This window comes from Bacillus sp. FSL W8-0645, from assembly GCF_038007905.1.
Lineage (GTDB): Bacteria > Bacillota > Bacilli > Bacillales > Bacillaceae > Bacillus > Bacillus pumilus.
On sequence record NZ_JBBOYC010000001.1, the window covers coordinates 2,656,661 to 2,671,941 of the forward strand.

At 42.5% G+C, this 15,281-nt stretch carries 14 protein-coding genes and 1 other annotated feature; all 14 genes read right to left on the minus strand.

The features are described from left to right. Nucleotides 1–50 precede the first annotated feature (50 nt). The 14 genes from NST39_RS13680 to polA all read right to left on the minus strand — a co-directional run bounded on the left by NST39_RS13680 (nucleotide 51) and on the right by polA (nucleotide 15,266). On the minus strand, nucleotides 51–971 hold the full coding sequence (locus NST39_RS13680) for a methyl-accepting chemotaxis protein (protein WP_341028838.1): 921 nt from the start codon (nucleotides 969–971) through the stop codon (nucleotides 51–53). Nucleotides 972–1,141: 170 nt separating this feature from the next. Beyond that, entirely contained in the window at nucleotides 1,142–3,082 is a 1,941-nt protein-coding gene (thrS, locus tag NST39_RS13685) for a threonine--tRNA ligase (protein WP_065098569.1), read from the minus strand. A 45-nt stretch (nucleotides 3,083–3,127) separates the two neighbouring features. Beyond that, nucleotides 3,128–3,375 (minus strand) — a binding site (T-box leader). A 43-nt stretch (nucleotides 3,376–3,418) separates the two neighbouring features. After that, entirely contained in the window at nucleotides 3,419–4,288 is an 870-nt protein-coding gene (gene ytxC / locus NST39_RS13690) for a putative sporulation protein YtxC (RefSeq protein ID WP_065098570.1), read from the minus strand. Between the two features lie 60 nt (nucleotides 4,289–4,348). Continuing rightward, nucleotides 4,349–4,987 carry a TVP38/TMEM64 family protein gene (locus tag NST39_RS13695; RefSeq protein ID WP_113767543.1) on the minus strand — a complete coding sequence of 213 codons (639 nt, stop codon included), beginning with the start codon at nucleotides 4,985–4,987 and terminating at the stop codon, nucleotides 4,349–4,351. Nucleotides 4,988–5,020: 33 nt separating this feature from the next. Continuing rightward, a complete protein-coding gene (gene dnaI, locus NST39_RS13700) occupies nucleotides 5,021–5,950 on the minus strand; it encodes a primosomal protein DnaI (protein WP_065098572.1) in 930 nt (309 codons plus the stop codon). Nucleotides 5,951–5,967: 17 nt separating this feature from the next. Next, the gene (locus tag NST39_RS13705) at nucleotides 5,968–7,392 is read right to left on the minus strand and encodes a replication initiation and membrane attachment family protein (RefSeq protein ID WP_341028842.1); all 1,425 of its coding nucleotides are present in this window, start codon (nucleotides 7,390–7,392) and stop codon (nucleotides 5,968–5,970) included. A 102-nt stretch (nucleotides 7,393–7,494) separates the two neighbouring features. Further along, on the minus strand, nucleotides 7,495–7,953 hold the full coding sequence (gene nrdR / locus NST39_RS13710; RefSeq protein ID WP_003216720.1) for a transcriptional regulator NrdR: 459 nt from the start codon (nucleotides 7,951–7,953) through the stop codon (nucleotides 7,495–7,497). 4 nt (nucleotides 7,954–7,957) lie between these two features. Further along, a complete protein-coding gene (locus NST39_RS13715) occupies nucleotides 7,958–8,344 on the minus strand; it encodes a cytosolic protein (RefSeq protein ID WP_321999454.1) in 387 nt (128 codons plus the stop codon). Between the two features lie 185 nt (nucleotides 8,345–8,529). Then, complete coding sequence (speD, locus tag NST39_RS13720; protein ID WP_003216492.1) at nucleotides 8,530–8,910, minus strand: adenosylmethionine decarboxylase; 381 nt, start codon at nucleotides 8,908–8,910, stop codon at nucleotides 8,530–8,532. Nucleotides 8,911–9,144: 234 nt separating this feature from the next. Beyond that, entirely contained in the window at nucleotides 9,145–10,167 is a 1,023-nt protein-coding gene (locus NST39_RS13725) for a glyceraldehyde-3-phosphate dehydrogenase (RefSeq protein ID WP_065098574.1), read from the minus strand. A gap of 170 nt (nucleotides 10,168–10,337) precedes the next feature. Next, the gene (coaE, locus tag NST39_RS13730) at nucleotides 10,338–10,943 is read right to left on the minus strand and encodes a dephospho-CoA kinase (protein ID WP_341028846.1); all 606 of its coding nucleotides are present in this window, start codon (nucleotides 10,941–10,943) and stop codon (nucleotides 10,338–10,340) included. 14 nt (nucleotides 10,944–10,957) lie between these two features. Beyond that, entirely contained in the window at nucleotides 10,958–11,590 is a 633-nt protein-coding gene (gene ytaF / locus NST39_RS13735; protein WP_003216274.1) for a sporulation membrane protein YtaF, read from the minus strand. A gap of 174 nt (nucleotides 11,591–11,764) precedes the next feature. Continuing rightward, a complete protein-coding gene (gene mutM / locus NST39_RS13740; RefSeq protein ID WP_065098575.1) occupies nucleotides 11,765–12,598 on the minus strand; it encodes a DNA-formamidopyrimidine glycosylase in 834 nt (277 codons plus the stop codon). 28 nt (nucleotides 12,599–12,626) lie between these two features. After that, a complete protein-coding gene (polA, locus tag NST39_RS13745) occupies nucleotides 12,627–15,266 on the minus strand; it encodes a DNA polymerase I (protein ID WP_341028847.1) in 2,640 nt (879 codons plus the stop codon). Nucleotides 15,267–15,281: the final 15 nt, after the last annotated feature.

Here is a 15,281-nt window from a genome sequence, read left to right on the forward strand (position 1 = left end):
ACAAAAAACACCCTTCTCCTGACGAGATTGGGTGTTTTTGTGTGCTCAAACTACACAATGACCGCTAGACTTTGCGCTTGCTTGTCTAAGCTGCGGGCTGCTTCTCCTACATTCATAAATTCCTCACTTGCCTGCTTTACAAGATCGCGATTTGTAAACACCGTTGTCTTGGCCCGGCTCGTTCCGCTGCTGACCTTCTCTACTTCCGCATGAATCGCCTTTACATATTGATCTACTTTGACGATCGCTTCTTTTGAATCAGTTGCAAGCTTTCGAATTTCTGCCGCCACTACACTAAAGCCATTTCCATAGGAACCTGCATGGGCTGCTTCGATCGCCGCATTTAATGCAAGGAGCTGGGTTTGTGAGGAAATGCTGTTAATCGTTGTAGCGATGGAGCTGATGGACTCTACCTGCTCTGTTAATCCTTCTAGTAAGCTCATATTTTGATCTGTTTCGTTTGCTATATGATCAAAGGAGACATTGACTCTTTGACTATGCTGGATGCCCACTTCTGCTCGCTCCATTAATTTCGCAGACATCTCCTTTAAATCGTCTACGACCTGTTTCATCGTGTTTTCTCTCTCTGTTATGTCTGTTGCGACTTTCACAACACCCACTACGTGTCCCTCTTCATTGCGGACAGGTGTATATGTCGCTTCAAGCCATAAGCTGTCACCATTCTTCGTCGTCCGCTGCACCTTTTCCTGAAAGACTTGCCCCTCTTTCAAACGCTTCCAAAACATTTGATAGCTTGCGTGTTCTGCAATATGAGGAGGACAAAACTGTCTATGTTTTAAACCAATCATCTCTTGCTTTGAATAGCCCATGGCTTTTGCAAAAATATCATTGACCCATAGGACTTCACCTGTCACATCAAATTCAATCATCGCCAGTGAGTGTTCCAATGCACGAAGTACTGCTGATCGCTCCAATACTTGTGATGATAAAGTGTTTGTTGTTTGCGTCATCGCTTTCATTCCCCCAATTTAACTCGAACCAATAGTACATACTTACCCATACTTTCGCACTATCTAAACGTATGATTCAAAGGACTGGATCACTAGTGGAGGATTTTTCCCAAAAAGAAAAAGCCAGTGATCTAAAGAGAAAGATCACTGGCTACTTCGCTTGAAAAAGATTATTTTTTCGCTTCTGCTACTGCATGTTTCACAAAGGCTTCAAGATCCATTGTTTCTGAATCTTGCTCTCCGTATTTTCTTACATTGACTGCACCATTTTCTGCTTCTTGATCTCCGACGACTAGCATGTACGGAATCTTTTGCATTTGCGCTTCTCTAATCTTGTATCCGATTTTTTCATCACGGCTGTCAAGCTCTACACGAAGACCTTCAAGCTGCAAACGTTCTTGTACTTTTTTCGCATAGTCTAAATGGACAGACGGTGAAACCGGGATGACTTGGAATTGTACAGGTGCCAGCCAAGTTGGAAGGGCTCCTTTGTATTCTTCAATTAAGAAGGCAACAAAACGCTCCATTGTAGAAACAACACCTCTATGAATCACGACTGGACGATGGTGCTTGCCATCTTCTCCGATATATGTGAGATCGAAGCGCTCTGGAAGTAAGAAATCAAGCTGTACAGTAGACAGTGTCTCTTCTTTTCCAAGAGCTGTCTTCACTTGAACGTCAAGCTTCGGACCATAAAATGCCGCTTCGCCTTCTGCCTCATAATAGTCATGACCAAGCTCGTCCATTGCATCCTTTAGCATCGATTGCGCTTTATTCCACATTGCATCATCGTCGAAATACTTCTCAGTATCTTCTGGATCACGGTAAGATAAACGGAATGTGTAGTCATTCAAGCCAAAGTCTTGATACACTTCTTCAATTAGGCGAACTGTACGAATGAATTCGTCTTTGATTTGATCTGGACGTACAAAGATATGTGCATCGTTTAATGTCATACCGCGAACACGCTGAAGGCCAGATAAAGCACCTGACATTTCATAACGGTGCATTGTACCAAGCTCTGCAATACGAATTGGCAATTCGCGATAGCTATGCGGCTCGTTTTTGTAAATCATCATATGGTGAGGACAATTCATCGGACGAAGAACAAGATCTTCGTTGTCCATTTCCATCACAGGGAACATGTCTTCTTGATAATGCGCCCAGTGCCCTGATGTTTTATACAATTCGACATTCGCAAGAACCGGTGTATACACATGCTCATAACCAAGTCGTACTTCTTTATCGACAATGTAACGCTCAATCACGCGGCGGATCGTTGCGCCTTTTGGCAGCCACAGCGGTAGACCTTGACCTACCTTTTGAGAGTTCGCAAACAGTTTTAGCTCTTTTCCTAGTTTACGGTGATCGCGTTCTTTCGCTTCTTCAAGCAGGCGTAAGTGCTCATTTAGATCATCTTTGCTGAAGAAAGCTGTACCGTAAATACGCTGAAGCATTTGATTGTTGCTGTCACCTCTCCAGTATGCACCTGCAAGGCTTAACAGCTTAAACTCTTTGATTTTCCCTGTTGATGGCAAGTGAATACCGCGGCAGAGGTCAAAGAATTCACCCTGCTCATAAATCGTAACAGCTTCACCTTCTGGAATCGCTTCTAACAGCTCAAGCTTTAATTGATCACCAATCGCTTCAAAGCGTTTTTTCGCTTCTTCTCTTGATACTTCAATTCGCTCGATTGGCAGATTGCTGTTAATGATTTTTTTCATTTCTTTTTCAATCTTTGGTAAATCTTCAGGTGTGATGGCAACATCGATGTCCACATCGTAGTAGAAGCCATTTTCAATCACAGGACCTACGCCAAACTGAACGTGATGCTCTTTTCCATACAGGCGTTTGATAGCCTGTGCTAGCAAATGAGCTGTGCTGTGGCGCATAATATCGAGTGCCTCATCACTTTTATCTGTGATGATCTCAATTGTTCCACTTTCTAGTAGCGGCGTACGCAGATCTATTTCTTTACCGTTCAATTTACCGGCAAGCGCTTTTTTCTTTAGGCCTGGGCTAATTGATGCCGCGATGTCTTCTGTTGTAGCTGTTTTGTCAAACTCCTTGACTGCTCCATCTGGAAATGTAAGTTGAATTTGTTCTGACATCTCTGGTCACTCCTTTTTTTGGCAATATAAAAACCCCGCCCCCTGGAAAGGGACGAGGTTGAATAAACGGAATCGTGGTTCCACCCTTTTTCCCGTATTTGCAGCTTTCTTTTTCATAAGCAAACACGGCTTGTGTTTCGATAACGGGAATTCCCGTCAGCCATTACTAAAACGTTCACAGCTGATGTTCAAAGGTGGTAAAGCAAATGGTCCTCTGCTAGGAAGCTTTCAGCCAAGGCTTCCCTCTCTTTAAGCGGGTATTCATTTGTTCATGTCCTTATCAATACGGTCTCTGTATGAAGTTACACCGTATTATAAAACGTTTTTTCGTGAAAATCAAGAAAGCTTTTCACTTTTCTCTTCCAAATGGTCATGGACAAATTGAACATTGTGTTCTTGAAATGAATGAGCCGGGAATACCTCGACCCTTTCTTGAAAAATATTTTGAATGGTCTGTACCATCGAGTGACCCGTATCATTTGTAAACAGGTCAATCTTTTTGGGCGCTATGGATACGAGTGGTGCAATCAGCTGCGAATCAATATACATTGGATGCTCTCTTACAAACTGTCTGTCTATGTATTGTTTTTGATCACGCTCAGAAGCGTACCGAAATTCCCAAATCATCAGGCGATCCTGATGCACAACATGTACTTTTTCGAGCTTTGGTTCTTTTGCCATCACATAGTCTCGAAGCGATTGAATAAAGTTTTGATATTCTTGTTCCATTTTGTATTCTTCAATGGAGACTTCAACATAGTTCTTCAGCCTCCTGTCATACTCTGACAGTCTGAATGTCATAAATGAACCAATTGAAAAAATACCTTGCTGTAAAGAAATGGTCTCAAGCTCCTTTGTTAACAGGGCTTCTCTTGACGGTTCTTGATGAATGCCGGGAATATCATCTAAATCCCCATTCATGATGCTGTGGGCAATTGAAAGAATTTGGTGCTGCTCTTCAGGATCTTTAAATAAATACGTGTTTTCAAGAATGCTGCGCATGCGCTCATTTTCTTTGCATTCCAAAAAAAAGTGAACTAGTAATGGCCGCACAATGGACTCAAGTCCTTCTTTTGATTCCTTCGCCTCTATGAGAAGCCGGTCTTTCCCTTGTTGAATTGACATGTGATGCCGACTGTCCAAGTGTTCAGCAAGATGTAAAAAAGCAGCGGTATCATATTCATCTTCAAAGATTATTTCAAGCATGTTTGTCCCCCCTAACGACATCTGTTACATATATATGGGGAGAACATAAAAAATAGACGCCTAAAATAAATCAGGCATCTTTCTTTTTAAAATGAGCGGAACTGAGATAAAGATCAGATAAATCAAACAAACGATTGCTAAAGCGGCATAATTGCCGCTGACAAAGCTTGAGCCAAGGACATTTAATGCAACTGTACCCGGTATTAAGCCTAAAAAGGTAGCTGCCGTAAATGCACGATAATTTGCACGTGAAGCTGCTGCCGCATAGCTGACAAAGTCAAAATGGATTGGGGCAATTCGCAATAACAAAATGTAAAGAAACCCATGCTCCTGAATGCGGGACGTCACCGCTCTCAGCTTCCGGCTGCTTGATTCTGTATCCTTCTTTTTTGAACGAAAGGTTGTAGCAAGAAGGAAGGAGCCTATTGCCCCGGCAGTAGCACCAACGAGGGCATAAATCGTCCCAAGGACACTTCCGAATGCCAAACCTGCTGCCAGCGAAAAGACCGTAAGTGGGATGAGAACAAACGGGCGAAAAAGAGATAAGAAAAGAAAAACAAAGGGAGCCAGCAGTCCAAATTGAAGCACCCAATTCTTCACATCTTTCGGCGCCAGCTGAAGATGCTGTTTGTTCAGCCACCAAAGTAAAACAGCGAGACCTGCAATCACGAGAAAAAGCAGCCATTTTCTTTTGTTCATTTCATTAGCTCCTCCTTCAGGTGATAGACGGTTTTATAAATGACGGCGGTTTTCTCCTTCGAGCAAGACTGCCTCTGCTAAATAGAGAATTCGTTCCATTAAACGAGCGGCTTTGACCTCTTCTTTTTCCCCGCGCTGTGAGTACGTAAAGTGATGCTTTAGTTCACTTGGTGCGAAATTAGAAGAGAAGAAAGTCGGCAGCTGCTCTGCCATACGGTATTGTAAAATCGTTCCGAGTAGTTCATCTCGAACCCAGCTTGTCATCGATTCTGCCCCAATATCATCAAGCATTAAAATAGGAGTGGATTTGACCATGTTCAGTTTTGATTCTAGTGTGTGATCGGCTAACGAATTTTTTAGCTCTCTCACAAATTCAGGCACGTACACAAGGAGAGATGGGTATTCCTTCTCCGCTAACTGCTGCGCAATGGCTGCCAGAATATACGTTTTTCCTACTCCGAACTTTCCGTGTAAATATAAGCCCTTCCCTTTGCCCGTCTCATCATAGCTTTGCAGGAATTGTCCTACTTTTTGAATGACTTCCTGCCTTCCCACAACGTTCAGATCAGAGAACGTCGCTTGAAGAACATTTTGCGGAATGTACATGCTTTTCATGAGTTCTTGCTGTTTTTTCTGTCTATCGAGCCGCAGCTTGACTGGACAAGGGGAATATTCAATATCAATACTCTGACCTTTGATCACAAGCTTCGGGTGATAACCGTCTAAAATCGCATTGACGTTCTCTTCATCTAAGCAATATGAACAGCCCTTCGACTGCTGTACATATTCAAAAAGCCGGTTCAAGCTACGATTGATCATGTCTTCGTGTATGTCTTCTTGGTGCTCCTGTAAAAAGGCTTTTACATTTTCATCAGATAGTACACTTTCTTTAATCTGATTGTATCTTACACGAAAATCTACGCGCCCTTTTAGCTGTTCAAATGAACGACCGATCGGTTTCATCCTCATCTCACCTCATCTTAATGTGCATTGTACTTTTTCATATTTTTAAACTGATCTAACAGTTTTTCTTTTTCTCGTTCGAGGTCTTCTGTCGATAGGTTGTCTGTTTGTTCTTTTGCCGGCTGTTCTTTCGTTTCGGTTTCTTTCATCCAGTCAGGAAGCTTCTCTTCACGGACAACTTTCCCTGATCCGTATGTGCTGCGCTGCTTTTTCTGCTGCGCCCACTCTGTCATTTGCCTGTTCTCTTCTTTGGCCATTTTCATGGCCGCCGCTACGGTTTTAATTTTCTTTCTCACCCAATGAGCGGCGATTTTTTGCATATATGTTTTCGACAGCTTCATATCTGTTTTCAGTAATGTATAGTAGATCAAAACGTTCATGACACCTGGCTCTAGCTGCTGCTCAAGCATAATATCTTCGACAATTCTTAAGTCGGCATACGTTGGCTCAATGCCGTCAGCCATATCTTTTAGCAGCTCCCTTGGCGAAATATGATCTAGCTTTTCAATCAATTTGGCATCAGGTGTATCTGCCGCCGGCGCTTTTGAAGCATCTTGACGCAAGTGTCTCGGCTGTTTTTGATCAATGAGTTTTGGCTGCTCGCCTCTGTATTCAATTTGGTACCAGTCTCTTGCTGCTTTTCTCAGCTCTTCTGTTGAGATCATTTGATCCGAACCGCAGGCGCCTGCTACAATATTTTGCATTTGAAGCGGGGTGATGCCGTATACAACGGCTAACTTCTTAATGGTTTCTTTCACCTGCTTTGTCAAAGCCTTTCTTGGAATCATCATATCAGACATGCCTGCTAACAATAAATCGAAATCAAAAGAATCGTCTGAGAGAGGAGCCGGTTGACTCGATCCAACGGTCACATATTCATAGCCCTGATCAAGTGATGACGCCTGATTGATTTCTTCTGTCATCCTGCGTTCACCTGGCTGCAATACGTGAAAGACTTCTTCAAACGACCGCGAGATGTTCTTTGCCTCTGCCGGAACACCGGGATATGAGAAATAATCACGAAGCTGCATATATTTCGCTTTCTCTACACGATGGTACAGCAGGACATTCAGCATACCATCTTGGAAAAACTCATCTGGTCTTAGCGGCGGCACAAGCTCATATGTAAACAGTCTGCCTTCTTCCGTTTCCTGTTCATATGTGCGGAGTAACCCAATCGCTTCAAGCTTTAAACGTTCCTCAAAAATATCATTCAAATTCGTTTGCAGCATGACCATGAGCTGCCGATGAGGTGCGGGTTTTCCCCACATACGATTTTGTTCCAGCTCTCCCCACAGCGTCATATATAAGCTGAAAGCGGACATGCCTATAAGCGGCTGATATAAAAGAGTGATGAGCTGTCTATCGATGTCACCGAGCAATGAAGCGCTTTTGACGACATACGGATCGACGGCTAGCACTTCCTTCCAATGCTCTGTCATATGCTGATCCTCCCCATGAATTGCAATTGTTTCTATTGTACACCCTTTTTGCGTTTTACGCTTTACGCAGGAAAAAGAGCGTGAAGAATCTTCAGCTCTTTTTTAGCGTTCTTTCTTTAATAAATCTTTTAATTCATCAATAAAGACGTTGATATCTTTAAACTGCCGGTAAACGGAGGCAAACCTGACGTAAGACACTTCATCAATTTTTGCCAGCTCGTCCATCACCATTTCACCTACAAGCTCACTTTTCACTTCTGACATGCCTTGATTACGCAGTTCTTTTTCAATATTAAAGCAGACATCCTCCAGCTGCTTTAAAGCAACAGGACGCTTTTCACATGCTTTAATGAGTCCTCTCAGCATCTTTTCGCGGCTGAATTCTTCTCGAATTCCTTCTTTTTTCACCACAATCAGTGGTAATTCTTCTAATTTCTCAAACGTCGTAAAGCGATATTGGCAGCTTTCGCACTCTCTTCTACGACGGATGGATTTCCCTTCATCTACTGGTCTTGAATCAAGCACCCTTGTGCCAAGGTGCTGACATGTGGGACATTTCATTTCATCAGCTCCGATCTATTCTTGGAAGTTGTTTGTCTAGTTCATCATAAAGGGAAAAAACCGTTTTCTCACTATAGCCAAAATCTGTTGGCAAGGCTGTTTCTGTTGTCACATTAAAATCGACAGCTGTTTCAAAAGGACGAATTGAAATGACAGTCGCTACGAGAAAGGCTTTTTTCGGCATACTGATGTTTGCGCTGATTTCACCTCGTTCTGCTGAAACAGATGTCACTTGATAGGAAGCGTGCCCAGAAAGCATGGCTTCCAGCGCTTGAAAAACTTGCGCATTCGTCGATTTGTAGTAATGGCTTTTCAGTTCTGACACTGGATGCTCGTCAGATGTTTCTGTATGGTTTGACATGAACCGTTTGAACTTTTGTCCTAAAATCATCTACGTATCCCCTTTGCCATAATGCCTCTTCTTTATTTTATAAAAAAAACCTTTGTTTTCCTAGAACAAAAGTATAGGCAAGTTGGGGAATGTTGGATTTTCTCTATCAAACAAATATAAAAAGGAGCATAACACAAAGGCATTTCAATGCTTTTGGCCAGCTCCCATTGCAATCTTTTTTATGTTTACAGTGCTTTGGCTTGTGCCTGTTTCACTTGTACAGGTCCCATGCCTCGAGGAATTTCAATGTTTTCTCTTGTTTCAGCACCTAATTCATCTCCGATATGATCTGCTGCGATATTCGGATCTAGGTCGCCGCAAGTATAAACATCTATGCTCGCATAACCATGTTCAGGAAAGCTGTGAATTGTCAGATGAGATTCAGAAATAATGACAACTCCACTTACTCCTTGAGGTGCAAATTTGTGAAAAGCAACCTCTCTTACTTCAGCTCCTGATTTCAAAGCTGCATTTACAAACGTTTTTTCAATAAAATCCATGTCGTTCAGTTTATCACAGTCGCATCCCCATAGCTCGGAGATAACGTGACGTCCGATTGTTTCCATCATGGACCCCCCTTAAACAAGAATGAAAGAGTGAAGTTCTAAGCAGCCGGACCGGACATATACCACGGGGGAAAGTTAGTCCAAAGAGGTCCTAACCCTTTAAGTATACCCGAATGAGTCTGCGAACAAGAAGTTCACGAAAAATAGTATACTTTGTTTAGACCCATTTTGCAAGCTGTGTTTTCAATGGGATTTTCTCTCATTCCTTGAAAAGGGACGTTCGTCTTCTTCATTTCAAACAGCAGAAAGCTCTTTCATCTGCGATCCGACAAACTTCACAAGATCCACCACTCTGCATGAATAACCCCATTCATTGTCATACCATGCAAGAACTTTTACTTTTCTATCCCCCATCACCATCGTTGTCAGTCCATCTATGACAGCTGAATAAGGGTTCGTATTAAAGTCTGTAGAAACAAGCGGCTCATCCGTGTAATCTAAAATACCGGAAAGAGAAGTTTTTGATGCATTTGAGAAGGCTGCATTGACTTCTTCTGCTGTGACATCTTTTTTCAAGTCGACAACAAGATCAACCATCGATACATTGGAAACTGGCACGCGAAGTGCAAGTCCATGCAATTTCCCTTTCATGTGCGGCAGCACTAAAGAAAGCGCTTTAGCGGCACCCGTCGTCGTTGGAATAATGGACTGGGCACATGCTCTTGCCCGGCGCAAATCCTTATGCGGGTTGTCGATATTTTTTTGATCATTTGTATACGCATGAACCGTTGTCATTAAACCGTTGTCGATACCGAATTCATCATCTAACAATTTGACAACTGGTGCTAAACAGTTTGTTGTACAAGATGCATTTGAAATCACGACGTGCTTTTCAGGATCAAGATCATCCTCATTGACACCCATCACAATTGTAATGTCTTCATTTTTACCTGGAGCTGTAAGTACGACCTTTTTCGCTCCGGCATCTATATGGCCCATCGCTTGATCTTTTGAATTAAATTTTCCTGTTGCTTCTATGACGATATCAATCCCAAGCTCTCCCCACGGAAGCTGCTTTGGGTCTCTGTTATTGAGCAAAAGCACTCTTTTCCCATTTACAATCAGTGCGTCATCTTCTGCTGTCACATCGCATTCGTAACGTCCATGATTTGTATCATATTTAATTAAATGTGCTAGCGTTTCGGCAGGATAGCTTGCGTTCACCGCTACAATTTGAATTTGATCATCAAGCATTGCTTTTCTGAAGACCATGCGTCCAATTCTGCCAAACCCATTGATCGCTGCTTTTACCTTCATGAACAGGTCACTCCTCTATTATGTGTTATACTCAATAAATTTATTTATGAAATTAGTATATCACATTAGAATGTAATTGCCAGTATATAAACGTATATTTTCTAAAAAGGGCTGTTCTTTTCATGAGAAATATAAAAAGCATAAAAAAAGAAGAGTACGTGTATGTACTCTTACTTATCTGTATGTTCCCATTCATTTAATATGTTCTGCAATTGCTTTCTAATAAAAGCGAGATCTTGTGTATTTTCTATCACCCGGTCTGCTTTCTTACATTTTTCCTCAAGAGGCTGCTGAGAGTGAATCCGATTCAGCGCTTCTTCCGCGCTAAGGTCGTTTCGATTCATGAGTCGTGATAGCTGTAATTCTGGTGTTGTATACACCACAATAATGCGGTCGACGAGACTTTCCAGCTGACTCTCAAATAAAAGCGGGATATCCAGGACAACGAATGTTTCTCGGCTGTCGATTCCTTCATCTCGCTGCCTGAGCATTTCCTTTCGCACTTCTGGGTGAACGATCGCATTTAGCTGCTTTCTTTTCTCTTCATTAGAAAAAATAATGGCTCCCAGCTGCTGCCGGTCTAGCTCTCCATTTGGCAGGAGGACACCCTCACCAAAGGTTTGAACGATATGATGAAGGGCGGGTGTTCCTTTTTCGACCGCTTCTTTTGCAATCACATCTGCGTCCACAACCCGGATGCCCTGCTCTTTTATCATCTGTGAGACTGTGCTTTTTCCGCTAGCAATCCCGCCTGTTAATCCAATGACAAGCGTCAATTGATTTCCTCCTTTTACAGCTTCCAAACCCCAATTAATATGAGCAGAAGCCCTGGTAAACATGCAAGTTTATCGATCCAGCGCCAATTTGCCAAGTAATGACCGGCTCGTAGCCCGATACATACAAAAAGTGAGCTCATCACTGCCACCGTGATACTCATGACAATTGGAGAAAAGCCTAATATCGCTGCGCCAATCCCTGCGCCAAATGCATCAATGGATAAAGCAATTCCAAGAAGTACCGCTTCTATTCCATTAATCGTCCCAGATCGGTCAATATCTGCACTTGTCGGCTTTCTTAAAATGTGAATGACAAGCCCAAGTGATTGGACTTCCACATTGAGCAATGTCTTTTCATGAAGAAGCAAATCACGCTCTTTCGCTGGTTTGTAAAATTGATACAGGACCCAAAGGCCAATGGCAATTAAGATGCCTCCCCCCAGTTTATCGGTCACTGAAACAGGGAGAAATGTCGTCAGCAGGCTGCCAATCAGCATAGAAATGAGCAGCACAATCCCTGAGCAACATGCAATAATGACGATAGCTTTAAATGGGATCCTCATTTTGCGGAGACCATACGTAAAGCCTACAGAAAAGCTGTCGATGCTGACTGCAATAGCTAAAAACAGGAGCGAAATCGAAATCATACCTGAACTCTTCCTTTCTGTTCATGCAACGATGATCAAGAGTCTCTAGGCGTCCTTAGACTCTTCTTCACTATATGAAGAGCAGGTGGGCTGTGTGTCAGTCTACACCTTGCTGAAAAATGAATGTTTTTTATCGTATGCATAGCAAAAAGGAAGCATGCTCATGGCTAAGTTTTATTGAGGACGTTTTTGGCAGGTCACACAAAAGTGCGTGCCGCGCCCTCCGACTACTGTTTTCTCAATGATGCTTCCGCATGTTTGGCAAGGCTCTCCCCGCCGGTCATATACAAGAAGCTGCAATTGAAATGTGCCAATATCTCCTTGTGAGTTGATATAAGAACGAATCGTGCTTCCCCCCGCATCTACCGCCACTTGAAGCGTATCGATGATCTGTTTGTGAAGCACCTTGCAGGATTCCAGGCTGAGCTGATTCGCTTTTGTTTCTGGATGAATCCCTGATTTAAACAGGACCTCATCTACGTAAATGTTACCAAGTCCTACGACAATCTTTTGATCAAGCAGTGCTGTTTTGACCATTCGGGTTGTTTTTTTCAATTTCTCCCATAAATACTCAGGAGTGAACTGTTCATCAAATGGTTCATATCCCAGCTGTGATAGCGGGAGTTCCTTTTCCTCTTCACCCGGCTGAAATAAATGCATCGTGCCAAACTTACGCACATCATGGTACCGAAGCTCCGTCCCATCTGTAAACGTAAAGACGACGTGTACGTGTTTATCATAAGGCTCATGCGCTTCATGTACACGGTATTTTCCTTCCATCCTTAAATGGGAGACCATCACATAATGGTCTAAATGAAAGAGGAGGAACTTCCCTCTTCTTTCAATGGTTTGTATAGTTTCTCCTACCATTCTTCTTGCGAACTCTTCCGGCTCCCCAGGACGTTTGATGATGTTTGGCCATTTGATATCGACCGTTTCAATCGTCTTTCCTTCGACTAACCGCTTGAGAGTGCGCCGGACGGTTTCTACTTCTGGTAATTCCGGCATTCTCCTCGCTCCTTTTTCTCTCTATTATTTATTTCGCATCGTACCAAGATGGACCTGAAGAAAAATCAACTTTTAGCGGCACATCAAGCTGAAGTGCATTTTCCATGACTTCAGGAACAATCTTTTCAAGGATGGCGATTTCTTCTTTCGGCGCTTCGAAGATCAATTCATCGTGCACCTGTAATAAAAGATTTGTCTGCAGGTTTTCTTCTTTGAGCCTTCGCGCCATATCAATCATCGCTTTTTTAATAATATCGGCTGCGCTGCCTTGGATCGGTGTGTTCATGGCTGTTCGTTCTGCAAAGCTTTTGATATTAAAATTACGACTTGTGATATCTGGGATATATCGTCTGCGTTTGAGAAGCGTCGTGACGTAGCCTTTTTGTTTCGCTTCCTGGACGACTTCTTCCATATAGGTTTTCACGCCTTTAAAGCTTGTTAAATAGCGCTCGATAAATGCGGCGGCTTCTTTTCTTGTGATCCCAAGGTTTTGAGAAAGTCCATAATCGCTAATTCCATATACAATACCAAAGTTTACCGCCTTGGCTTGTCTTCTCATAGCGGAAGTCACTTCATCTTCTGAAACATGGAACACATCCATCGCTGTTTTCGTGTGAATGTCCATGTCCTGCGTAAATGCTTCGATCAAATTCTCATCTTGTGAAATATGAGCAAGTACACGCAGCTCGATTTGTGAATAGTCAGCTGCAAACATGAGCCAGCCTTCTTTTGAAGGAACGAATGCTTGACGAATCTTCCGTCCTTCTTCTAAACGAATCGGGATGTTTTGAAGGTTTGGATCTGTTGAGCTTAATCTTCCTGTTTGGGTGAGTGCTTGATTAAACCTTGTATGCACTTTATGGGTATCCTTACGCGTTACTTTCATTAACCCTTCTACATAGGTCGATTGCAGCTTTCCGATTTGCCTGTAGTGCAGAATGGATCGAATGATTTCATGCTTATCTTCAAGCTTTTCAAGCACATCTGCAGACGTTGAATAGCCTGTTTTTGTCTTCTTGATAATCGGGAGACCTAATTTTTCAAAAAGGATGACACCAAGCTGTTTAGGAGAATTGATGTTAAACGTTTCTCCTGCTAAGCGGTGAATGGTTTCTTCATATTCTTTAAGCTTTTTCGTTAATTCTTCGCCCATTTTCTCTAGGCGCTGTAGATCTACCTTTACTCCAAGAGATTCCATTTCGCCTAAGATGAGTGCTAGCGGCAGCTCTAAATCTTCATATAGTTCATGCTGATCATTTTTTTCTAATGCTTCTAGTGTTAAATCATGCAAGGCTGAGATCGCCGCTGCTTTTCGTCCAAGATGTTCTTTCAGTTCATCTTCAGGTGGAATCGCCTGTTTTGCTCCTTTTCCGTATACTTTTTCATCAGAAAGAGCGATATTCAGACCATATTCCTTCGCTACACTTGCGACGTCTTCGTATGATTTCTGCGGGTTGACGACGTAGGAAGCGAGCAGAACATCATTGTCGACACCTTTTAGGTCGACATCATGCCATCTGAGAGCGACAACTGCTCTTTTTGAATCAAAGACCCATTTTTTCTTCGTTTCATCCTGTACCCATTCTTTAAATGCATCTGATTGAAGCGCATCTTCTTTCGTCATAAAAAACGCACCATTTTCATTATGGATCGCAAAACCGATCAAATCCGCTTCGTGATAATTGTCTCCAAGCTGTTCTACCACAAGGGCTGCATGATCTGTCAGTATATCGCCCGTTACAGTTGTCATTTTTTTCACTTCTAATGCGTCTACTTCAACCTGTTCATCTGTTTCTGGTGCTTCTCCTAGACGCTCTAGCAGGGTTTGAAAGCCTAGTTCTTTATAAAGAGAGATCACTTGATCCATGTGTGGACCTTCGTAGGCGAGATCTTTGCTCGACACATCAATAGGTGCTTCTACGAGAATGGTCGCCAGCTCTTTACTCATGACTGCTTGTTCTTTATATTCTTCAAGTTTTTCTTTAAGCTTTTTCCCGCTCACTTCATCAATATGTTCAAGCAGGTTCTCAACTGTTTCAAACTGCTTTAACAATTTAATGGCTGTTTTTTCGCCTACACCTGGGACGCCTGGGATATTATCTGATGAATCTCCCATCAGCCCTTTCATATCAATGATTTGATCTGGTCGCAAGCCATATTTTTCTTCAATATGAGCAGGTGTGTAGTATTCTACTTCTGTGATGCCTTTTTTCGTAATAGCCACTGTCGTATGATCTGTTGAGAGCTGGGTTAAGTCTTTATCTCCTGTGAAGATTTTGACTTCAAAGCCGTTTTTTTCTGCCTCGACAGCCAATGTACCGATAATATCATCTGCCTCATATTGAGGAAGCTCGTACCTTTTCACCTGATAGGCATCTAATAGTTCACGGATGAACGGCATTTGTTCTGATAGCTCTGGCGGGGTTTTTTGTCTTCCGCCTTTATATTCTTTAAATGTCTCGTGGCGGAATGTTGTTTTTCCCGCATCAAATGCGACGAGCATATGGGTTGGCTTCTCGTCCTCCAGCATCTTCATTAAGATCATCGCAAAGCCATAAATAGCATTTGTATGTACGCCTTTATCATTTGATAATAGCGGCAAAGCAAAGAAAGCTCGATATGCGAGGCTGTTTCCATCCACTAACACTAATTTCTTTTTGTCTGTCATGTTTTAATCCTCCAT